This window comes from Rhizobium sp. LEGMi-198b, assembly GCF_054114205.1.
The window spans coordinates 511,465-534,292 of record NZ_JBSYVH010000003.1; the positions used below are offsets into that span (position 1 = coordinate 511,465).

Below are 22,828 nucleotides of genomic sequence, written 5' to 3' on the forward strand. Positions count from 1 at the left end.
AAAGGGAGGAAGCGCATTGTCCGCGGAAGTTCGTATCGTGTCGATCGAGACTATTATACTCGATCTGCCGACTATCCGGCCGCACACGCTCTCGATGGTCACCATGAACCGGCAGAGCATGACGATCGTGCGCTTGCGCTGCTCCGACGGGATCGAGGGCCTTGGCGAGGGAACGACCATTGGCGGGCTCGCCTACGGACCCGAGAGCCCGGAAGGCATAAAGCTTACGATCGACGAATATATCTCCCCCTTGCTTCTGGGACGCGATGCGACGCGAGTTCAGGCCGCGATGGATCTCGTACGAAAGGCCGTGAAGGGCAATCATTTCAGCAAGTGTGCTGTGGAATCCGCTCTGCTGGACTGCCAGGCCCGCCGTCTCGACGTGCCGATGTCGGAATTGCTCGGTGGCCGGCGTCGCGACAGCCTCGCGATTGCCTGGACGCTCGCATCCGGCGATACCGCGAAGGATATCGATGAGGCGCAGGCACTCCTCGATCAACGGCGGCACAAGGATTTCAAGCTGAAGATCGGCGCCAAGTCGATCGAAGAGGATATCGGCCATGTGGCGGCCATTCGAAAGGCGCTACCGGACATGGCGTCGATTCGTGTCGACGTGAATATGGCTTGGCGGGAGCGGGAGGCGCACAAAGCGATTGCGGCACTCGCCGACGCGGGCTGCGCCCTGGTGGAACAACCGGTTCCCGGCATCGCGCCGCTTGCCCGGCTGACGCGGGCCTCATCGATCTCAATCATGGCTGACGAAGTGCTGATCGGCCCGGAAAGCGCGCTCGAAGCGGTGACAGCGCACGCAGCCGACGTATTTTCGATCAAGATCGAACAGGCGGGCGGGCTGTTTGCCGCCGCCAAGGTCATCGCCATCGCGGAAACGGCCGGCATCAGTGTCTATGGCGGCACCATGCTGGAAGGACCGATCGGGACGATCGCTGCTGCGCAGCTGATGGCCGGTGTGAAGGAGCTGCCATGGGGTACGGAGTTCTTCGGCCCGTTGTTGCTGACGGAGGAGATCCTTGAGGAGCCTTTGCTGTTCAAGGACTTCGAACTGAAGCTGCCGCAAGGCCCAGGTCTTGGCGTCATGCTCAACGAGGATGCGATCAGTCGCTTCAGCCGGCACGGCAAGCCGCCGTCAGGGCTTCGTGTGGCGGGCTAAGATCATGCTTTTTCATGTGCGCATGAACGTGAAGCTTCCCCATGACCTGCCCGCAGCAGAGGCGGCGGACATTCTCGCCAGGGAAAAGGCCTATTCGCAAGAACTGCAGCGTGTCGGTACGTGGCGGCATATTTGGCGGATCGCCGGTCAATACGCGAACTACAGCGTCTTTGATGTGAAGGACAACGCGGAGCTCCACGAGATCCTCTCGAGGTTGCCTCTGTTCAAGTTCATGGAGATCGAGGTGACGCCGCTGTTGCGGCATCCCTCCGCGATCCGCGAGGACGATAGCTAAGCCGATGTCGGCGGTTTCCGAGGGAAGGAATCCCCGCCAGCTTCAGGAGCAATCCAAGAGGAGGATAAAATGAGCGTGAAGATTTTCAACAGACCGGATATTCAGGACTTCCTGAAGGTCCTGAGCGGATTGGACCAAGAAGGTGGCAATCCGCGGGTCAAGCAGATCGTCCATAGGATCGTGTCCGACCTGTTCAAGGCGATCGACGATCTCGACATCACCCCCGACGAATACTGGGCCGGGATCGCCTGGCTCAATGAGATCGGCGCCACAAGCCAAGCCGGTCTGATCTCGCCCGGCCTCGGTCTCGATCACTTCCTCGACGAGCGCCTGGACGCGATCGATGCGGCGCTCGGCATCGAAAACCCGACGCCGCGCACAATCGAAGGTCCGCTCTATGTAGCAGGCGCGCCCGTGTCGCATGGCTTTGCCCGTCTCGACGATGGCACCGACGAGAACGGCCATGCCCTGATCATGCACGGCACCGTCTACGGTTCCGACGGCAGGCCGCTGCCAGGGGCGACGGTCGAAGTCTGGCATTGTGATACGCGCGGTTTCTATTCGCACTTTGATCCGACAGGCAAGCAGGCGCCGTTCAACATGCGTCGGACGATCGTCACGGACGAGCAGGGTTGTTACAGGTTCCGGAGCATCGTGCCGCACGGCTATGGCGTGCCGCCGGGCAGCCCGACCGAGCAGTTGCTATCCGCACTCGGCCGCCACGGCCAGCGTCCGGCGCATATCCACTTCTTCATCAGCGGCGACGGTCACCGCAAGTTGACGACCCAGATCAACATCGAGGGTGACCCGTTGGTCAATGACGACTTCGCCTATGCGACCCGAGATGGTCTGGTTCCGGCCGTTATCGAACGAACTGATGAGGCTAGTATCCGGGCCAATGATTTGAGCGGACCGTTTGCTGAGATCGAATTCGACATTCACCTGACCGCTTTGGTGAACGGCATCGACAACCAGATCAACGAGCAGCGCAAGCGCGCAGCCGCATAAGCCGCGAGACCAGTGGTCCGAACGGGCCACCAACTCCGGACACCATCGTCATATCGACATTGTTGCAAAGACCGCGCCCATGACCGACGTGCTCTTTGCGGGAGAAACGCTATGTCCGCAATTATCGACAAAGCACGAGACCTCGATCATCTGCTCGCCACAGCCGTGCAGGACGACAAGGAGGCCGGCCTATTCCGCTGCCGCAGGGACATCTTCACCGACGAGGACCTGTTTGAGCTGGAGATGAAGCATATCTTCGAAAGCAATTGGGTCTATCTGGCGCATGAGAGCCAGATCCCCGACAACAACGATTATTACACCACCTATATCGGCCGTCAGCCGGTGGTGATCACCCGCGACAAGACTGGGGAATTGCATGCGGTCATCAACGCCTGCGCGCATCGGGGAGCCATGCTGTGCCGGCGCAAGCATGGTAACAAGGGCAGTTTCACCTGTCCCTTCCATGGCTGGACATTCTCGAACACCGGCAAACTGCTCAAGGTCAAGGACGAGAAGACCACGCAATATCCTGCCCAGTTCGCGCAGAACGGTTTGCATGACCTGAAGCGCGTTCCCCGTTTCGAAAGCTATCGGGGTTTTCTGTTCGCCAGCCTGAAAGAGGACGTGGCATCTCTCGCGGACTACCTCGGCGAAACGAAGATCATCATCGACCAAATCGTCGACCAAGCGCCGAACGGTCTGGAGGTTCTACGGGGCAATTCCTCGTACATCTATGACGGCAATTGGAAGCTGCAGATGGAAAACGGCTGCGACGGCTATCACGTCAGCTCCGTCCACTGGAATTATGCCGCAACGATGGGCCGGCGCAAGGAAGAGGGCACGAAGGCAGTCGATGCCCATAGCTGGAGCAAGTCGATTGCCGGCGTTTATGGCTTCGAGAACGGCCACATCCTGTTGTGGACCAACACGATGAACCCGGAAGTCCGTCCGGTTTACAATCGCCGGGACGAGATCAAGGCCCGTGTCGGCGAGGAGAAGGCAGACTTCATCGTCAACCAGACTCGCAATCTTTGCCTCTACCCGAACGTGTTCCTGATGGACCAGTTCAGCACACAGATCCGCGTGACACGCCCGATCAGCGTCGACAAGACGGAGATCAGCATTTTCTGTTTTGCACCGAAGGGTGAAAGCGAGCCGGATCGTACGCTGCGCATCCGACAATATGAGGACTTCTTCAACGTGTCCGGCATGGGCACGGCGGACGACCTGGAGGAATTTCGTGCCTGCCAGGCTGGATACGCCGGCGCGGCGGCGCTCTGGAACGACCTGTCGCGGGGTGCGCCGCTCTGGATCGACGGACCAGACGAAAACGCCAAGAGGATGGGCATGAAGCCTCTCCTTTCAGGAGAGCGCAGCGAGGATGAGGGCCTGTTCGTGCGCCAGCATGAATACTGGGCCAAGGTGATGCGCGAAGCGCTGACTGCCGAAAAGAACGGAGTTGTAGGATGAGTATTTCCTATGAAGCCATCTGCGCCTTCCTTTACCGCGAAGCGCGCCTTCTGGATGATCGGGAGTGGGACGAATGGCTAACCTGCTATGCACTCGACGTCACCTACTGGATGCCAGCGTGGGATGACGACGATGAGATTACGACGGACCCCCAGTCGGAGATCTCGCTCATCTATTACCCAAGCCGTGACGGCCTCGAAGACCGCGTGTTCCGCATCAAGACCGAACGATCCGGTGCTTCAACTCCGGAGCCGCGCACTAGTCACAGCGTCACAAATGTCGAAATCGTTGAGGTCCGCGGCGATGAAGTCGACGTGCGGTACAATTTCCACACGTTGAACCATCGCTACAAGGTCACTGACCAGTTCTTCGGCGCCATGTTCGTCACGCTGCGCAAGGACGGCGACAACCTTCTGATCGCCAATAAGAAAATCGTGTTGAAGAGCGACTACATTCGCCAGGTCATCGACATCTATCACATCTGAAGGCCGGCTCTCGCAACCGCGGCCTTGAGGAGGAGTCATGTGCTACAAGATCGCATTGAACTTCGAGGACGGGGTGACCCGCTTCATCGAATGCAAGGAAGGTGAGAAGGTTCTCGATGCAGCCTTCCGCGCCAAGATCAACCTGCCGATGGACTGTTCCGACGGCGTTTGCGGCACTTGCAAGTGTCGCGCCGAAAGCGGCTCCTACGATCTCGGCGACGACTATATCGATGATGCCCTGACCGCCGACGAGGCAAAGGCCGGGCTCGTACTGACCTGCCAGATGAAGCCGACATCAGACTGCGTTATCGCCGTGCCGACGACATCTACCGCCTGCAAGACGGGGCAGCAAAAATTCGCTGCCACGGTGGCGGAGATAGCGTCGCACAACGATGCGGCGATCGTGCTGGAACTGGATGTCGAGGCAGCCGCGCCCGCGTTCCTGCCTGGCCAATATGTCAACATCGACGTGCCGGGCAGCGGCCAAAGCCGATCCTATTCGTTCAGCACGGCACCGGGCGAGCAGAAGATCGGTTTTCTGATCAAGAAGATCCCGGGCGGTGTCATGAGCAACTGGCTGGAGCGTGCCGCAGTCGGCACGAAACTCGAGCTGACGGGTCCGCTGGGAAGCTTTTATCTGCGGGAAGTCAAGCGTCCGCTCCTCTTCCTCGCCGGCGGCACTGGTCTCGCGCCCTTCCTGTCGATGCTCGAGGTCTTGGCCTGGGAGAATTCGCAGCAGGAGGTCCATTTGATCTATGGCGTCACGCGTGATCTCGATCTGGTCCTCGTCGACGAGATCGAGACCTATGCGGCACGCCTGCCCAACTTCAGCTTCGCAACCGTCGTGGCAGAAGAGGCATCGATCCATCCGCGCAAGGGCTGGGTCACTCAACATATGCCGGCGGAGGTGCTTCATGGCGGCGATGTCGACGTCTATCTCTGCGGCCCCCCACCGATGGTCGATGCGGTGCGCAAGCATTTCGACGATAGCGGCGTGAAGCCGAAAAGCTTTCACTATGAAAAGTTCACGCCGAATGCGGTGGCGAAGGAGGCTGCATGAGCACGCCGCGCTTCGCAAATCGGTTTGACGGTAAGGTGCTGGTCGTCACCGGCGCCGCCCAAGGTATCGGCCGAGCCGTGGCGATCCGCGCCGCGGCAGAAGGTGGCAAGGTGCTGTTCGTGGATCGCGCCGATTTCGTGGCGGAGGTCGCGGCCGAAGTTAGTGGCGCCGAAACCGCCGCCTTCAATGCCGATCTGGAGACTTACGAGGGCGCGGCTTCCGCGATGCGCTTTGCCGAAGAACACTTCGGCGGCATCGACATCCTGATCAACAATGTCGGCGGCGCGATCCGCATGCGACCCTATGTGGAATTCCAGCCGCAGCAGATCCACGCGGAGATCCGCCGCTCGCTGATGCCGACGCTCTATTGCTGCCATGCCGTCCTGCCGCATCTCATCGCACGCGGCCGCGGCACCATCGTCAACGTGTCCTCGAACGCAACGCGCGGGATCCACCGCGTACCTTATTCGGCGGCAAAGGGCGGCGTCAACGCCATCACGCAGTCGCTTGCCATGGAACTCGCGGAGCACAATATCCGCGTCGTCGCCACCGCACCAGGCGGCACGGAAGCGCCGCAGCGTCGGGTTCCGCGCAATATCGAGGGCGATACGGAAGCGGAGAAGGCTTGGATGGCCGGCGTTGTCGGACAGGTGAAGCAATCCAGTTTCATGAAGAGATACGGGACCATCGAGGAACAGGTGGCGCCGATCCTGTTCCTGGCCTCGGACGAAGCATCCTACATTACCGGCAGCGTGCTGCCTGTGGCCGGAGGTGATACCGGCTGACATTTCGAAACCGGCGTAGCAACTCGGGGAGGAGCAATGATGCGCACTATCGATGTGAATGAAGCAATAGATAACAGTCCTTTCGGGCGATTTCAGTGGTTAGTGGTGGCGCTTTGCGCGCTGCTGCTGATCATCGACGGTTATGACGTCTTCGTCGCCGGTACGGTGCTGCCGACGCTGATTGCGGAATGGGGCCTCAGTAAACCGCAGGCCGGCGCACTGCAGGCCTGGGCTCTCTTCGGAATGATGTTCGGTGCGCTCGCTTTCGGCTCTCTGGCCGACAGGATCGGGCGGAAGAAAGGCATTGCGATCAGCTTCCTGCTGTTCACCGTTTCCACGCTTCTGACCGGTTTCGCCAGTTCGCCCGACCAGTTCAAAATCTTTCGCTCCGTCGCCGGTCTTGGCTGCGGCGGTTTGATGCCGAACGCGGTAGCGCTTATGAACGAATATGCCCCCAAGCGCCTTCGCAGCACCATGGTGGCGCTGATGTTCTCCGGCTACTCGGTCGGCGGCATGGTCGCTGCGGGTCTCGGTATTGGTCTCATTCCACAATTCGGCTGGAAGCCGATGTTCTTCGTTGCGGCGCTGCCGTTGCTCATGCTGCCGCTGGTGCTCTGGAAGCTGCCGGAATCCCTCGGCTTCCTTATCCGTCAGGGCCAGCAGGGGAGGGCCAATCAGATCCTTGCGAAGATCGATCCGTCTGCCCGCCTTGGCGACGAGGTCAGGCTCGTCTTCACCGAAACCAAGGGCGCGTCTGCATCGGTCGCCGAACTGTTCCGCCACCAGCGCACATTGCGCACGCTTATGCTTTGGGTCGCATTCTTCTGCTGCCTGCTGCTGGTCTATCTGTTGTCGTCTTGGTTGCCGAAAGTCCTGCAGGAAGCCGGCTACGCTGAAAAAGCAAGCCTTTTAAGCCTCTTCTCTCTCAATTTCGGCGGCATGGTCGGCGCCATCGTCGGCGGCTGGCTGGGTGACCGGTTCGGCCTGCCGAAAGTCGTCGTCGGCTTCTTCGTAGCGGCTGCCCTCTCGATCGCGCTGATTGGATTCAATCTGCCGGCAGCACTGCTGTTCCTGATGGTCTTCATCGCCGGCGCCACCACCATCGGCACGCAGATCCTGCTCTATGCGAGCGTCGCCCAGCTCTATAACCTCTCCGTCCGTTCCACGGGGCTGGGCTGGGCGTCCGGCGTTGGCCGCATCGGCGCAATCGTCGGTCCAACCCTCGGCGGTGTGCTTCTTGCCCAGCAGTTGCCACTGCAGCAGAACTTCTTGATCTTCGCGATCCCCGCGGCGGTCTCGGCGCTCGCCATGCTGGTCTTCGCGATCAGCAACGCCCGCCGCGCCGACGCCCTCTTTCTGGCTGCGGCATAAGGGTGCGGGAGGCTGACCGGCGGATGGATGCAACAGACCGCAGATCAGCCTCACGCTTGCGTCGCCGACGCCACCCGATGTGGCCGTCGGCGCCTCTCACGTCGAGGTTGAGGCGCCCCTCGTCATCGGGAGCGGGATAGTCGAACCGTCGGGAACCTGTCCCATGCCATTATCAAACACCGAAAGTCCTCAAGCCATGCCCTATCTTGATCTCGCCACCCACCGCTTGCATTATCGCATCGACGGTGACTGGAGCGCCGACGACAAGCCTTGGCTCATGTTCTGCAATTCGCTCGGCACCGATCTGCACATGTGGAATGCGCAGGTAGCGGTACTGTCGCAGCACTACCGCATACTGCGTTACGATCGCCGTGGTCATGGCCTTTCGTCGGCACCGCCACCGCCTTATGCGCTGGCCGACCTAGGTAACGATACCATCGCGTTGCTCGACGCGTTGGAGATAGGGCGCACACATTTTTGCGGCCTGTCCATCGGCGGTCTGACTGCACAGTGGTTGGGAATTCATGCCGGTCATCGTCTGGATAGGATCATTGTATGTGCGACTTCCACCAGGATCGGCACAACCGAAAGCTGGGTCGCACGCATGGAGGCAGTCCGCGAAAACGGCCTTAGCGGCTTAGTCGCGGCCACCGTCGAGCGCTGGTTCACGCCTGAGTTTGCAGCCGCTGAACCCGATACCATCGGCAAGATCTTGGTCAATTTCGGCGCGACAGCGCCCGATGGCTATATTGGCTGCTGCGCGGCTTTGGCCGACGCGGATTTGCGGGAAGAAGTCAAACGGATCGCCAACCCCTTGCTTGCCGTCTCCGGTGAAGACGATCCGGTGTGTCCGCCGCCCGATCTGGCGAGAATTGCTCTTAATGTGCGGCGGGGGCATCACGTGTCCTTGCCGGGACGGCATATTGTTAATGTCGAATCTGCGCCAGCGTTCAATGCTGAGCTTAGAAAGTTTCTCAACTGGAGTATCCGCGATCCCGCGGTGGTGTGAGGCGAGTGTCAATAGCTCCGCCGAAAGGACGCTATAGCCGGCGGGGATGTAGAGACCGATATCGCCGTTGCTGGTTGCAGCATCGACATCCAGGGCTCTGCTGCAAAATGGATGCCGGGTCGACGGTTCACGAGCTATTGATTTTCCTTGGAAAATTTTATGCGCGTCAATCTTCTCCGCGCAAAACGGCTGGCGGCATCCTAAACTGGATGATTCGACTCGAAATCTGTACGTCCGAGGGCGAACACCCGCGTATTCTTTCTAGTGGCGAACGAGCGGCGCGCTGGACAGGACAAGCTAAACATTCTTGTAGAGCGGTTTCTATCGCAGACCACCGTCCTCCGATGATCTCAGGCTACTGCTGACGGCGTCAGTTGCCGCGCAGTGTCACCCTGCGCTCAAAACGATCTGGATGCGGGTCATCGTAGCGACGACGCCGGTTATTCCCGCAACGTCGATGACGGCTCGGCTAGGCTGAAGTTGATGCGTTCGCGCGGCTCTAGCCATCGTGAGAAAGGCACCATCATCGTCCACTTCCTTTAACTGCGGCTCACGCCGTCTGAGACTGACTCGAGCCACTTCTTGGTTCAAATTCAACTTCTTTAGACCGCAGAATTGGAAACCATCGCACTTTCGCAAAACAGTGCGTCAGCTTGCGTCGGATAATACGCGCCTGCGAACTTGTGAGGCACGGCTCTCTGCTCCCTTAATATCACCAACTGTGGAGCGCGCGGAGCTTCCAGTCGCCAAAGCCAAAACAGATAGAGGGTTGATCCAATGAAATTGACGGGTGGCCAGGTAGTTGCGAAGGCACTGAAGGAATACGGTGTCGAATACGTCGCGGGCGTTCCAGGGCACGGCATATGGTCTCTATTCGATGCTTTCCTTCAGGAAGGCTCCGAGATCCCCTTCATTCAGGTAATGCACGAGCAGAGTGCTGTTCATATGGCCGACGGTTACTTCCGTGCATCCGGCAGGCCGATGGCCTGCTCGACGTCGGTCGGGCCGGGTGCCGCCAATACCATCATCGGTCTCGCGACCGCCTATTGCGACTCCACATCGCTGTTTTATGTTTCCGGATCGCCGCAGACATACATGCATGGTCATGGAACGATGCAGGAGCTCGAGCGGCAGCAGGATAACGCCTTTCCGCGCATTACCGAGCAGGTGACGAAGCGGGCATGGCAGGCGACCTCCGTCGAGGTTCTTCCGAGCATCATGCATCGCGCCTTCAGCGCCATGCTGACCGGAAGGCCAGGTCCCGTGCACGTCGAAGTGCCGATGGACGTGCAGGTCGAGGCAGCCGATGTCACGATCCACCCGCTTGAGAAACGACTGCCGATCGGTATCGCCTATCCCGATCCGAAGGCCATCGAAGCTGCGGTTAAGGTCCTGCTGTCTGCCGAACGCCCGGTCATTGTTGCCGGTGGCGGCGCCATTTCCGCCGGCGCCTCGGCAGAACTGACCCGTTTGGCCGAAAAGCTCGGCGCGGCGGTATCCATCACCTGGAATGGCAAGGGCGCTATTTCTGAAGACCATCAGCTGTTTATCGGCGCGGTCGGTCAGACGGGGACCACTTGCGGTAACAAGGTTACCGCCTCGGCCGACGTGGTATTATCTGTTGGTTGCCGTTTCACCGACTGGTCGGCATCGTCCTATGCGAAAGGCGTTTCCTTCTCCATCCCGTCGGCAAAACTCATTCACATCGATCTTGATCCACGGGAAATCGGCAAGAACTATGAGACCGAGGTCGGTATTGTCTCCGACGCAAAGGTGGCACTCGAAGCGATCCTGTCGCTAATCTCGGACTCGCAATCGCAAAAAATGCTCTCGCGCCGAGAAACGTTCCTCGCGGACGTTCAAAAGGCAAAGGCCGACTGGCGCGCCCAGGTCGAACCGCGCGAAAACAGCCGAGAGACGCCCTTCACCTCTCAACGTCCGCTTGTCGCACTTCGCAAGGTCCTGGATCGCGACGGCATCGTCGTCGTCGGCTCCGGCAACACGCAGGGATCAGTGAAGCAAAGCTTCCCGGTCTACGAACCGCGCACCCATCTTACATCGGGTTCCTATTCGCCGATGGGCTGGGCCGTGCCGGCCGCGCTCGGCGCAAAACTGGCCTGCCCGGACCGTCAGGTGGTCGCGATCGTTGGAGACGGCGATTTCATGATGTCACTCCCAGAGATGGGTACCGCAGTCATGAACGGCATCAACGTCGTCTTCCTCGTTCTCAACAATCAGGGATACATGTCCATCCGCGGTGGTCAGCGCAAATTCATGGGCCGACACATCGCCTCCGAATTCAACCACCATGTTGGCAACGGCAGCCCGTATTCGGCTGATATTGCCGCCTCTGCTCGCGCTTTTGGCCTGGAGGCCTGGAAAGTGGAGAAGGACGAAGATCTCGAAAGTAGTCTGAAAGCGGCGCTGGAATGCGGCGGACCGGCTCTCGTCGAAGTCATCGTCTCTCGCGATGCGGCTGGACCGTTCGCAACCGGCTGGTGGGATTTCCCGTCGCCGGCCTACTACGAAAAGGAACAGGCGGCCTACGCAAAGATGCGCGCTCTCGAGCAGCACATGTAAGCTTCCCCGGGGGCGCGGCCCGCGCCCCGAACCTCCTCCCGTCGCATTGGAATGCGGAGCAATTGGCTCCCGCAAACGAAGAGTTTTTGTCATGATACGTCACATCAAAACAGCCAAAAGTGCCGCTACAGGCGAGACCCAAGCCGCAATCACCAAGGCCGTGGAGGGCTTGCTGGCAAAGGTCGAGGCTGGTGGCGACAGGGCCGTCCGCGAACTTTCGGTCCAGTTCGACAAGTTCGATCGCGAATCCTATCGTCTCTCCAAGGAGGAGATCGCCACCTGCATCAATTCACTCACCCGGCAGGAGCGCGACGATCTCGACTTTGCTCAGGATCAGATCCGCAAGTTTGCGCAGGCGCAGCGCGCTGCCTTGCAGGATATCGAAGTCGAAACACTCCCGGGCATCGTTCTCGGACACAAGAACGTCCCGATCCAGAACGTCGGTTGTTACGTCCCCGGCGGGAAGTATCCCCTTCTGGCATCGGCACACATGACCGTTCTAACTGCCCGTGTGGCCGGATGCGAACGTGTGATTACCTGCGCTCCGCCCTTCCAGGGCAAGATCGCAGAGAAAATCGTCGCTGCTCAGGCTCTTGCCGGCGCTGACGAAATCTATTGCCTGGGCGGTGTGCAGGCGATCGCTGCCATGGCCTATGGCACGGAAACGATTGCCCCGGTCGACATGCTTGCCGGTCCGGGCAATGCCTATGTAGCTGAAGCCAAGCGGCTCCTCTTTGGAAAAGTAGGCATCGATCTTTTTGCCGGCCCGACAGAAACGCTCGTTATCGCCGACGACAGCGTCGACGGAGAGATCGTCGCGACAGACCTGCTCGGACAGGCCGAGCATGGCGTGAATTCGCCAGCCGTGTTGATCACCAATTCCGAAAAGCTCGCCCGCGACACGCTGAACGAGATTGAGCGGCTCTTGAAAATCTTGCCGACCGCTTCGGTTGCCGGAAAGGCCTGGGAAGATGTCGGCGAGATTATTGTTTGCGACACAATCGAGGAAATGGTCTCGGAAGGGGATCGTGTTGCCTCCGAGCACGTCCAGATCATGACCCGAGATCCCGACTATTTCCTGCAGAACATGACCAACTATGGCGCCCTCTTCCTTGGCGCGCGCACCAACGTCGCCTTCGGCGACAAGGTCATCGGCACGAACCACACCCTGCCGACCAATAAGGCGGCGCGCTACACCGGGGGTCTTTGGGTTGGAAAGTTCTTGAAGACCTGCACTTATCAGAAGATCCTGACCGACGAGGCCTCGGCGATGATCGGCGAATATGGCTCGCGTTTGTGCCTGATGGAAGGCTTTGCCGGCCACGCCGAGCAAGCCAACATCCGGGTGCGTAGATACGGCGGCAAGAACGTCGGATACGCAATGGCTGCGGGTAGAACCGAGCGCGGTTAAATCCCGGCGAGGATACGGCCGTTACGCTCCGAATGCATCAACGATCAGAAGCAAAGCTTCAAGAGGAACTATCAGCATGTCGCCCTACGGATCTGCTCGCTACGGCATTTTTCCGGCCAACAGACACTGGTCGATGACCTGTGACTATGTCGTCGTGGGCGGCGGTGCAACTGGTTGCGTGATCGCGTCGAGACTTTCCGAGGACGCAGCCAATTCCGTAATTCTGCTGGAGGAGGGACCCCGCGATCTCAATCCGTACATTCATATTCCCGGCGCCTACTATAAGACAGCCCAGGGGGAGCTGCTGAAGCGATTTCCCTGGGAGCCTTTGCCTGAGCAAAATCGCACAGAGCAGCCGACCATGGTCCAGGCGAGGGTGCTCGGAGGGGGAAGCTCCGTCAACGCGATGATCTACATTCGCGGCAATCCTCAGGACTATGCCCAATGGGAATCGCTTGGCGCTCGCGGTTGGGGCTATCGCGATGTGCTCCCCTATTTCATGCGGTCCGAAGATAACAACCGCTTTGCCAATGAAGTTCACGGCACAGGAGGACCGCTTGGTGTTTCGGACATTGACCAGATTCACCCGCTGACGCGCGCATGGCTGCAAGCCTGCCAGCAAGCCGGCATGCCCTTCAACCCGGACTTTAATTCTGGCAATCAGGCTGGCTGCGGTCTCTATCAGATCACCGCCCGCAACAACCGCCGCAGCAGCGCGGCTGTCGCCTTCATAAAGCCGGCCCTTCGCCGGAAGAATCTGGACGTGGTAACACGGGCGCGCGTGACGCGTATCCTCATCGAAAATGGGCGCGCCGTTGGCGTCGAATATGTCGAAAGCGGCCGGACGTGCACCGTGCGAGCCGAAAAGGAAGTGATTGTCTCGGCAGGTGCGATCGCGACCCCGAAATTGCTGATGCTCTCTGGCATCGGTCCAGCCGCTGCCTTGAGACAGCACGGCATTCCCGCTGTCGTGGATCTTCCCGGCGTTGGTCAAAATCTCCAGGACCACATCGAGATGTCGCTGATCTATCAGCTCAACGGTCCCCATAGCTACGACAAGTACAAGAAGCCTCACTGGAAACTTGCCGCCGGTCTCAATTACATTTTGTTTGGCGGTGGCCCCGCGGCCTCAAACCTTATCGAGGGCGGCGGGTTCTGGTTCGGCAACAAGGAAGAGAGCGTCCCCGATGTCCAGTTCTTCCTGGTCGTCGGCGCGGGCGTCGAAGAGGGCGTGGATGCGGTCCCGGGCGGCAATGGCTGTACGGTCAACCTTGGGCAGATCCGTCCCCGCTCTCGCGGAGAAGTGACTCTGCTCAGTGCCAATCCACTGGATAATCCGCGCGTGGCGCCGCGTTATTTCGCCGATCCCTACGATCTGGAGGCCGTTACAAACGGCACTCTGCACGCGATGGACATTATGGAGAAACCGGCCATCAGCCGTTACATCACAGCGCGCCAACTGCCAGCGCCGTCCATGCGGTCCAAAGAGGAGGTCCGCCGATTCTGCCTCGAAACGGCTCACGCGGCACTCCATCCAGCCGGCACATGCCGAATGGGTCTCGATGAAGGTGCGGTGGTGGATCCAGAATTACGGGTCCGTGGCATCGATGGATTGCGGGTAGCCGACGCTTCCGTCATGCCGACATTGATTTCCGGTAATCCGAACGCCGTCTGCATCATGATCGGCGAGCGAGCCGCAAGCTTCATCAAAGGCGAGCAACCGCTGCCTCAGGCGTTCTCTGTCGAGATGCCCCAACAGGCTACGCATTAGGTTGAACGACAGGCGACCGACCGTCTCGCCGGTCGTTCGATCGGCGTTGATCGAATACTCTCCTTCCATCCCTGAATGGTCGAGGAGGTCGAAGCTTGAAAGCCGGTTCATGCAAACGCGCTGAACCTTAAGGTCTCTCATAAATCATAGGTCGCGGCGACAGAAGACAAACGAAAAGGCAGGTGGAGGGATCCTCGGGCTTGCTGCGGCCATTCAGAAACAGCACTTCGTTGCCGGGGACTTGCGGCGAGCTTTCGTGCCAATCAAAAGAGCCGAAGAAACAGTCCAGCAGCGATTCGACGCCGTGTAGGTGGCTCGATGCAACGGAGACACTATGAAGTTAGCACCGCAACAGCGAATTTATATTTGCTTTTTCCTGTTCGCAGTTTCGCTTGGCGCATTTTTCTCGCGTTTGCCGGATCTGCAGGTTCAGTTGCAAGTCAACAAGTCAGGGCTCGGACTGACGCTGATCGGCGCTGCAATCGGCGCGCTATTCGCGCTCACTTTAGGTTCACCGCTCGTCGAGCGCTACGGGGCGCGGCGGACCGCTTTCGCAACGGTCATCGGCACGTCAGCGATGCTCGCTCTCGTCCCTTGGACGAGTTCGGCAGTGGTGGTCTTTGTCATTCTTTTTCTGGAGGGGCTGCTTGCCGGCGCTCTCGAGATCAACCTCAACGTTGAGATCGATCGCATCGAGGCTAGAATCGGCCGCAGCGTGATGAACCGGGCACATGGCTTCTGGAGCCTTGGATTCTTTTTCACGGCGCTCGTCTCTTCTTTCGTACGCCAAGAGGGCTTTTCGATGGAGCTCCATCTTGCCGTCGTCTTCATCCTCGTTCTTGTTACTGGCGGATCTGTGATCTGGGGTCTTGAGGCCGCACCGCCGAGGAACAAGATCGTTCACGCCAAGCCCCCTCTCTTGTCGTTGCCGACGCTTGCGCTCTTGCCGCTTTGCGTGATCGGCATTGCCTCTTTCCTCATGGAGGGGGCAGGACTTGATTGGTCGGCGATTTACATGCGTGACGTTTTCGCAGTTGAACCTTTCGTGCAGGGCCTGGGCCTGACGACATTCACGCTTTGCATGGCGGTTGCTCGATTGGTCGCAGATCCATTGGTCGACCGGTTCGGAGCGAGGTTTGTCGGTTTTGTTCTGCTAGTTCTATCAGCGGCAGGGCTCGTTGCCGTTTGGTTGGCACCTTCGGCTTGGATCGCGCTCATCGGCTTCGGGATGATGGGAGCCGGGTGCAGCACGGGGTATCCAATGGCGATTTCGGCCGCAGCTCAGCGTACCGATCGGCCGGCACATATCAATGTGGCGGCTCTAGCACAAATGTCTTTCGTCGTTTTCTTCTGCGGCCCACCGCTTCTAGGCTTTGTCGCAGAGCATGCCGGCATGCGCGAGCTTTATCTATCGTGCCTGCCGATCATTGTTGCGGGGCTGCTGTCGGTAAGAGCTCTCTCGGCGAAAAAGAAGATGGGACGAAGAAAACCCGCTCTCGTAGAACGGTGAGCGTCAGACAACAAACTCATTTTCGCTTCCATGGCAGTGGTCGAGCAGTTCTATGTTCTCGTCCCGAATGCCCGCCGGATTTGAAATCGTTGGCCCGAAAGCAAGTGAAATGCGGACGGGGGCGGAGAGGCTTGTCGTATTGGCTCCGCCGACCAACCAACCGGCGCAGTAAGGCGCTGGCTGTGCGTCAGACTGCGAATAAAATCCTCAATCCGCGCAGTTCTTAAATTCCAGATCCTGTGGCTTCCTATTGTAAGACAATAATTCAGGGAGTTCGAAAATTGAAAAACCAAACCCGAGATCTTGCGTTCGCAGACGACTTCATCTCGGCACAACTGGTCGAGAACGTCAGTGATTTCGACGTCGAAGACGCAGTTGTCGTCAACATCAGCCCTAGTGCCATGGTAACCGGTACCGAGCACCCAGCGATTGTCCCGGCCTGGAAGTCCACTTGGCTGAAGGGCGGACGCATCAAATCTGCCGAACGAGCAGCGCTTATCAAAGTCAAGCAACCGACGAACTTGGGCGGCTGCGTGTTCCGCGGGTGGGACTGGCTCGGAAACCGCATTCGCAGCTTTCCGCGGGATACGCCGCTCTATATCTCCGCTCAGGATGAGATCGGAACGGTCACGGTCGATCCCTATGTCTTCACGAATGAACGGAATGTTGCTCAGGAGCCTCAGACTTTCACGCTGAAACTTAATTTGTGGTGGTCTCCCGGTGATACGGATTGCTTCATTCATAACGAGCACCCGTTCCTCGAAGTACACACACAGATCCACGGAACCGGTCGCATGCAGAAGTTCAAGGAACGCGACCAGGTCACTCTCTATGAAGACGTGATCATGCCAATCGGCTACAGCCACGATCCTTTCTGCCGCGTGACCGGCCAGAACAAATGGACATACCCCTGGCATAGATATTACGCCGACACGGATAGCGTCTGGCTTGCGGTCGAACTCCACCCATGACTATGAGCCGTGGCGCTAGCTCATCTGGATCATGTCGCTGCCGTCACCGAGATACTGAAGTGCCTCCCTTGGGATCGCCGGATCGTTGCGCTCCAGGACTGTAAGGCTTTTTAGATGCTCTCTGCGAAGAAGACCAGGGCCGCGATAGTGTAGCGCGACCTTAGTCGAGTAGGGCTGACGGAATACGGTTGCTGCGATCCCACTTGAAATACCGAACATAAATTTCTTGGAGTTTCTTTTAACCTGCGCATAGACGCCAAACGTCAGCTCGTTCGATTGGATCCCCTCGAAGTCGGCGGTAAAGAGACGATCCGCAACGGGAAAGCAAAAGCCATAATATTTGAACACGTACTCGGTCTTGCCGGGAGCATCGAAGCTTGGAAAGCGCTCAACGTAATAGTGCTGCAGGAACTCTCGGTTCTTGTAAATGCACAGTGCAGATTTGAGAATGAACCCTTTGTAGATCGATGAGAACTGATAGCGATCGTAGACCCCGACGATGTCATTATGGTCTGAATTGTTCTCGACGATCATGTTTGACACGAAACGCGAGAACTCCGGCAGTTGGCGGGCCGTCGCCATGGCATGGAAGAAATTGCCGTCAACCAGGGTCTGGAATTCCTCAGGATCCGAAAACAGGATCGGGACGCTCAGCCCAAAATAATTTGCGATTATCCTGAGATTGGCAGCTGACGGCGCATGCGCTCCGGAAAGGTACTTGTTGAACTGCTGGCGATTGACGTTAATTTTGCGACAGACCGCGGCGACCGAACCGTGGCGCTCGCACAGCGTTCTCAAATTTGAGGCAAGGGCAATCTTGTCTCTTCCAAGATGTTCCAAGCTACCCCTCCCATGTGAAGCGAATTGACGCTCATCCTACTTCATATTGAGGCATTTTCCAAGAGATTGCGAAGTTGCGGCGTCACGCGCGACGCTCCACTCTGCTTTGTGCCTTTGAAAGGATCCAAGCATGTCCCCGAAGAAATCGGATGGATGGTCCGTGATGGGAACGGGAACCATCGCCACCGAACATATGGTGCTTGCCATCAGGTCTACAGGACACCGGCCGTTGTGGGTTGTCAGTCGGAACCGCGAATATGCACGTTCCTTTTCTGAGGACATGGATATTCCTCACAAGACGACCGATGTCCGGAAACCTCTTAGCGACCAAGAGGTTGGTTTTGTCTATGTGAGCGCCCAACGCGATCGCAGGAAACACTATATTTCTTCCGCGTTGGCGTCCGCAAAGCATGTTCTTTCGGATGGTCCGATTTCCAGCAGCAGCAGCATCGCTGAAGCGCTGGTTGGCGTCAGCAGGGATGCCCGCGCACTCATGGTCGTTAACCAGCCTTTTCGCGCGTCGAAGATTCATCAGGCGATGAAGCGCTTGTATGAGGAAGGTGAAATCGGCGAGCTCCGTTCCATCGTCATCATGCGCTGCACGCCGTTCCAGCCTCGTCCGCAGCGCCGAAGTGATGTTGAGGAAAAGGCCGAAAATATCCTGCTCGACGTTTCTGTTGACGATATCGACCTAGCACGATTCCTGTCGGGAAAGGAACCGAGCCAGGCAGCTTCCATCGCGATGCCAGATAAGCAAGGATCCAGGCAGATCGCGTATACTATCGAGATGACGGACCACGTGCTCTTCCAGGCTTATGAAAGCCTTGGGATACCGGAGTTCGAAAGCGTCGTTATGATGGCCGGTGACCATGGCACTCTAACTGCGCACGGCACACTTGACACCAAGGGGCTGGGCACCCTGTTGCGCCGCAACGGCGCCCGTAACGAGTTGGTACCTGTGCGTGAGCGTGATCCATATCATGCGACCGTGGAAGAATTTCTTGCGACGACTGAGCGGCCATCGGCGTGGCTGAGCACCGGCCATGACAATTTGGTCGCCCTGAAAACTGCGGAAGCGATCGCCTCTTCGATGAAACGAGGTCGGCTGGTTTCCGTTTGAGATGACCTGAATTCAGTGAAGGACCGAAATATGCCGAGATCGAACAACAAGCTTATTTTTCACTCCATGGCATCCAAGCCAAACAGTCTGGCAATTGATATCGATATTGCCAAGAGCCTCGGCTTCGATGGCCTGGAGACATCAGGCACCAAGATTTCCGCGTTTCTCGATGCAGGATGGAGCAAGACCGAGCTGAAAGAGCGCCTTGCCGGCCTCGACCTACCCGGCATCGGCTTCCTGATCGATCTGGAAAGGCAGGGCGAAGCCCGCAAAGCGATGCTTCAGGATGCCGACACCCTTTGCCAGCTTGCCGTTGCCGCCGGCGCAAAAGGCATTGAGGCGATTACCGGGCCTCTAGATATCAGGGTTTTCGAACCTGACTCCAAGTCGACGCATCCCGAGCTTTACCGTGGCCTGATCGACCTCGATATCGAACAGCAGACGAAACTTACAGCCGGAAATCTGGCGGCCGTTGCCGATATCGCGGCCGGTTATGGCCTGATCGTCTATCTGGAGGCGCTGTCCTGGACGCCGCTCAATACAATGGATCATCAATTGCGAGTGATCGAGGCATGCAAACGCTCAAACGTCAAAGTTGTCGTCGATTTCTGGCACTCCTACACGTCCGGTGACACTCCTGAACGTATTGCCCGACTTGATCGCGACCTCATCTACGGCGTCCATCTTTGCGATTCTCTTCGCTTCGAAGGGGGCGTACCAAGCGAACCGGTTCTGCGCGATGTTCCGACCGGAAAAGGTGTCCTCAATCTCGCCGAATGGGTCGGCGCGGTCAAAGCAACCGGCTATGACGGATGGTGGAGCTGCGAGCTTTTTTGCAATCGCCAGCATCAGGACAACAGCTACGATGTGGCACGCGAGCTGAAGAACCTGATGGAGAATTTGATTCTGTGATCGAGGGGAGAGCAAACCTGACGGTGACAGGTGTCATCGGCGCCGCCTTCGATGACGCAACCTGACGCGACGCACACGGTACTTCGCTTATGCTATGCGCGAGCTGCGAAGTTGCAGGGCGGATACACCTGGTTCAAACTGGCCTCATCAATTTGAGGTCAGAGCAGATTGAGGATTTCGATCCGCAATCGAGATTACTCTTTTGCCTCAACGAATTGTTACGAGCTGCATACCGCCGCAAGCAGGAGTGGCGGACATGCGACTTTCCCAGCCTCCCAAGGCTAACTTTGCTGCCGCCGAGCGTATCTCGACGGCAGCTTTTTCGTTCGCACGATGATATGCAATTCATGGTAGATTCGCGCGAATGCGCGTAATGTCATGCACACGTCTTTGTGGCGCTTGGATTAGATTCCTCAAGGCGCACGCTTCGCGCGAGGAGCTGGATATGCCGGGATCGTCGAAGCAACCGCCCAGCCCCCACCGCCGCCGGAGCTGATCGAACGGATCGAGGCCAGCTTTGAGCAGAAATTCCTGCCACGCTACCATGGTGATCATGGTGCGGTACAACGGCGCCGATGTAGGTTGCTACTCCCCCATCATGACGGACTTGCCTATCTACTCCTTGCCGGTCTCCAGGCGCATTGCCATTTCGCCCCGAGCCGGAACCGACCGCAAGGTGCCGGCTCGGGCGTAAGACAGAAATGCGAAGGGCAGCACACGCTGCCCTTCGTTACTTCATTTTTCAGCAGAACTCTGCGCGGTTCAGAACTCTTCCCAATCGCCGGCTAATGCTGCGTTCCCCTGGGTTGCATTCCCCTGGAACGACCTGCCGACCTTGGCAATCATCTGGCGCGCCGGCGAAGCCACCGGCTGAGCATGCTGTGCCGCGGGGGCCGGTTGCGATAGGCGCCGGGATGCCACCGCGCCGCCAATGTTGAACTGGCCCAGGAGCTGAAACAATGCGTCGGCTTCCTTGGCGAGTTTGTGCGCAGCGGCTGTGGCTTCTTCCACCATGGCGGCGTTCTGCTGCGTGCCCTGATCCATCCGGTTGACGGCGGTATTGATTTCTTTCAGCCCCGTCGCCTGCTCCTGCGAGGCGCCGACGATGGCGCCGACATTGCCGTCGACCTGCTGCACCTGTACCGCAATCTCCTGCAGGGCGTTGCCGGTTTCGCCAACCAGGGCGACGCCGTTTTTCACATGGCCGTTCGAAGCGTTGATCAGCTCCTTGATTTCCTTTGCCGCCTTGGCGGAACGCTGTGCCAGTTCGCGCACTTCCTGGGCGACAACGGCAAAGCCCTTGCCGGCTTCACCGGCGCGGGCCGCCTCGACACCGGCGTTCAACGCCAGCAGGTTGGTCTGGAAGGCTATCTCGTCGATGACGCCGATGATGCTGCCGATCTCGGTGGCGGAGGATTCGATCTTGCCCATGGCATCGACCGCGTCGCGGACGACGCTGCCCGAGCGCTCGGCATTGTCTTTCGTCTTGCGGACGAGCTGGCCAGCCTCCTGAGCCCTGTTGCTGGAGTCGGCGACAGTGGTCGTGATCTCTTCCAGGGCAGCGGCGGTCTCCTCGACGGAGGCGGCCTGCTGCTCGGTCCGCTTGGCGAGATCGTCCGAAGCAGAGCGGATCTCCTGTGCGCCGGCGGCGATGGCGCTGGCGTTCTCGGCAACCTTCTGCATGGCGGCACGGAGCTTTTCGACCGCGGAATTGAAGTCGGCTCTGAGTTTCTCCAGAGATGGGATGAACGGCGTGCCGATCTGCTGCGTGAGGTCGCCATCGGCCAGCGCCTGCAATGCGCTGCCAAGCTGGCCGACAGCCCGGTCCGTCTGCTCGGCAAGGGTGCGGCGTTCGTCGGCATCCTGTTCGAGCCGGTGCCGTTCAGCAACAGCCCGCCTGGCTTCCGCATCGGCTTCCCGCTCCGCCTTTGCCGAAATGGCGTCGCGCAATCCCGCCACGGCGCGCGCAAGCTTGCCGATCTCGTCACCGCGCGCTTCGAGGCGACGATCGCCATCGAGATTGCCCTCTGCCATCGCTTTTAGCGAAAGCTGCAGTTTTGCCAACGGGCCAACGATCGTGCGGGCGGTAATGACCGCGGCGAGGACGGAAAGAAGAGCCGCGATGCCCAGCGCCGTCAGAACGATCGGCTTGAAGCCGCTCGCCGTGCTGCGGACGTCTCCGCCGATCGATTTGTTCAGTGCTTCCTGGTAGTCGATGAATTTGTTGATGGCGCCGAGCCAGGCAATGAAGTCCGGCCGCGCCTGTTCGAGCAGGATCTTGCGGGCAGCCTCACCGTCACCCTTCTCCTGCAGCGCGATGATCTGGGCGACCAGGGGATTGGTTTTCGCCTGTATGTCGGCGATCTCGCTCAGAATGGACTTCTCCTGGTCCGTCGCGCCGGCCGGCGATGCGACCATATCGGCCATGCGCTTTTCGTTTTCGGCATAGGAAGCCGCAAGCTTTTCGATCAACGCCTCGGCCGCCTTGCGTTCATCGGCAGACGTTACCAGCGTGACGTCGCGAATGGCAATTGCCCGATCGTGCACGCTGCCGCGATAGTTGATGGCAAACCGCTGCTTGACGCTGTTGACGTCGTTGATCGTCTCGAGATTGCGGTGGATCTCCGCAACTTTCACCGCCGAATAGATGCTCAGGCCGGCCATCAGCAAGATTAGGAAGCTGAAGCCAAGGGCAAGACGCACCGCGATCCCGGAATTCCGAATGCTCTTCATTATCACTCTCTCCATCGTGTTGGAGGTTTGTCAAAAGTGTCTCAGTGACCGGAGCCGCCGTATCTTGTTCGTGACGCTCGACACCCCAAGCAGCGCTCTCCGCACGCGGCGGCGCTACGCCCGCATTTATTCTGTGGACGGGGCCATCGCGCCAAGATGAGAGGCGTTGCGTCAAAGTAACAATGTCGAATTCATACAAGATTTTGATGTCGGCCGGTCATTCCAGTATTAAAAAACTAGAGCGATATATTTTAGGGAGTGTAAACGATGGGGATAAGCACAATTATTCTGCTTTTTTTGTATATTTTCCGCACGAAATGGATGAAAGG

The 22,828-nt window shown here is 58.6% G+C and carries 18 protein-coding genes; 16 read left to right on the plus strand and 2 right to left on the minus strand.

Going from position 1 to position 22,828, the window contains the following annotated elements; genetic code table 11:
• Nucleotides 1-16: 16 nt before the first annotated feature.
• From ACXHXG_RS15275 to ACXHXG_RS15340, 14 genes are all read left to right on the plus strand, one after another.
• A complete protein-coding gene (locus tag ACXHXG_RS15275) occupies nucleotides 17-1,168 on the plus strand; it encodes a muconate/chloromuconate family cycloisomerase (protein WP_457899812.1) in 1,152 nt (383 codons plus the stop codon).
• Between the two features lie 4 nt (nucleotides 1,169-1,172).
• Entirely contained in the window at nucleotides 1,173-1,463 is a 291-nt protein-coding gene (catC, locus tag ACXHXG_RS15280) for a muconolactone Delta-isomerase (protein WP_457899813.1), read from the plus strand.
• A 69-nt stretch (nucleotides 1,464-1,532) separates the two neighbouring features.
• Nucleotides 1,533-2,471 (plus strand): catechol 1,2-dioxygenase, encoded by a 939-nt coding sequence (catA, locus tag ACXHXG_RS15285; RefSeq protein WP_457899814.1) that lies wholly within the window; start codon nucleotides 1,533-1,535, stop codon nucleotides 2,469-2,471.
• Between the two features lie 111 nt (nucleotides 2,472-2,582).
• The gene (locus ACXHXG_RS15290; protein WP_457899815.1) at nucleotides 2,583-3,941 is read left to right on the plus strand and encodes a Rieske 2Fe-2S domain-containing protein; all 1,359 of its coding nucleotides are present in this window, start codon (nucleotides 2,583-2,585) and stop codon (nucleotides 3,939-3,941) included.
• Complete coding sequence (benB, locus tag ACXHXG_RS15295; RefSeq protein ID WP_457899816.1) at nucleotides 3,938-4,426, plus strand: benzoate 1,2-dioxygenase small subunit; 489 nt, start codon at nucleotides 3,938-3,940, stop codon at nucleotides 4,424-4,426. The genes ACXHXG_RS15290 and benB overlap by 4 nt, the downstream gene beginning before the upstream one ends.
• 37 nt (nucleotides 4,427-4,463) lie before the next feature.
• Nucleotides 4,464-5,486: a benzoate 1,2-dioxygenase electron transfer component BenC gene (gene benC, locus ACXHXG_RS15300; protein WP_457899817.1), complete on the plus strand. Its 1,023-nt coding sequence runs from the start codon at nucleotides 4,464-4,466 to the stop codon at nucleotides 5,484-5,486.
• A complete protein-coding gene (gene benD, locus ACXHXG_RS15305) occupies nucleotides 5,483-6,271 on the plus strand; it encodes a benzoate diol dehydrogenase BenD (RefSeq protein ID WP_457899818.1) in 789 nt (262 codons plus the stop codon). Before benC ends, benD begins: the two co-directional genes overlap by 4 nt.
• A gap of 36 nt (nucleotides 6,272-6,307) precedes the next feature.
• Nucleotides 6,308-7,642 carry an MFS transporter gene (locus tag ACXHXG_RS15310; protein WP_457899819.1) on the plus strand — a complete coding sequence of 445 codons (1,335 nt, stop codon included), beginning with the start codon at nucleotides 6,308-6,310 and terminating at the stop codon, nucleotides 7,640-7,642.
• 196 nt (nucleotides 7,643-7,838) lie between these two features.
• Nucleotides 7,839-8,651, plus strand: a complete 813-nt coding sequence (gene pcaD, locus ACXHXG_RS15315; RefSeq protein WP_457899820.1) for a 3-oxoadipate enol-lactonase — start codon at nucleotides 7,839-7,841, stop codon at nucleotides 8,649-8,651.
• Nucleotides 8,652-9,428: 777 nt separating this feature from the next.
• The gene (locus tag ACXHXG_RS15320) at nucleotides 9,429-11,231 is read left to right on the plus strand and encodes a thiamine pyrophosphate-binding protein (RefSeq protein ID WP_457899821.1); all 1,803 of its coding nucleotides are present in this window, start codon (nucleotides 9,429-9,431) and stop codon (nucleotides 11,229-11,231) included.
• A 91-nt stretch (nucleotides 11,232-11,322) separates the two neighbouring features.
• Nucleotides 11,323-12,642 (plus strand): histidinol dehydrogenase, encoded by a 1,320-nt coding sequence (gene hisD, locus ACXHXG_RS15325; protein WP_457899822.1) that lies wholly within the window; start codon nucleotides 11,323-11,325, stop codon nucleotides 12,640-12,642.
• Nucleotides 12,643-12,775: 133 nt separating this feature from the next.
• Nucleotides 12,776-14,413 (plus strand): GMC family oxidoreductase, encoded by a 1,638-nt coding sequence (locus ACXHXG_RS15330; protein WP_457900015.1) that lies wholly within the window; start codon nucleotides 12,776-12,778, stop codon nucleotides 14,411-14,413.
• Between the two features lie 334 nt (nucleotides 14,414-14,747).
• A complete protein-coding gene (locus ACXHXG_RS15335) occupies nucleotides 14,748-15,923 on the plus strand; it encodes an MFS transporter (RefSeq protein WP_457899823.1) in 1,176 nt (391 codons plus the stop codon).
• A 281-nt stretch (nucleotides 15,924-16,204) separates the two neighbouring features.
• Entirely contained in the window at nucleotides 16,205-16,894 is a 690-nt protein-coding gene (locus tag ACXHXG_RS15340; protein ID WP_457899824.1) for a hypothetical protein, read from the plus strand.
• Nucleotides 16,895-16,909: 15 nt separating this feature from the next.
• On the opposite strand, the gene ACXHXG_RS15345 is transcribed toward ACXHXG_RS15340, so the two are convergent.
• Nucleotides 16,910-17,734: a helix-turn-helix domain-containing protein gene (locus ACXHXG_RS15345; RefSeq protein ID WP_457899825.1), complete on the minus strand. Its 825-nt coding sequence runs from the start codon at nucleotides 17,732-17,734 to the stop codon at nucleotides 16,910-16,912.
• Between the two features lie 130 nt (nucleotides 17,735-17,864).
• Between ACXHXG_RS15345 and ACXHXG_RS15350 the strand changes: the two genes are divergently transcribed.
• Nucleotides 17,865-18,854, plus strand: coding sequence for a Gfo/Idh/MocA family protein (locus ACXHXG_RS15350; RefSeq protein ID WP_457899826.1), 990 nt, complete (start codon nucleotides 17,865-17,867; stop codon nucleotides 18,852-18,854).
• A 30-nt stretch (nucleotides 18,855-18,884) separates the two neighbouring features.
• Nucleotides 18,885-19,766: a sugar phosphate isomerase/epimerase family protein gene (locus tag ACXHXG_RS15355; RefSeq protein ID WP_457899827.1), complete on the plus strand. Its 882-nt coding sequence runs from the start codon at nucleotides 18,885-18,887 to the stop codon at nucleotides 19,764-19,766.
• 762 nt (nucleotides 19,767-20,528) lie between these two features.
• On the opposite strand, the gene ACXHXG_RS15360 is transcribed toward ACXHXG_RS15355, so the two are convergent.
• Nucleotides 20,529-22,499 carry a HAMP domain-containing methyl-accepting chemotaxis protein gene (locus ACXHXG_RS15360; RefSeq protein ID WP_457899828.1) on the minus strand — a complete coding sequence of 657 codons (1,971 nt, stop codon included), beginning with the start codon at nucleotides 22,497-22,499 and terminating at the stop codon, nucleotides 20,529-20,531.
• Nucleotides 22,500-22,828 lie beyond the last annotated feature (329 nt).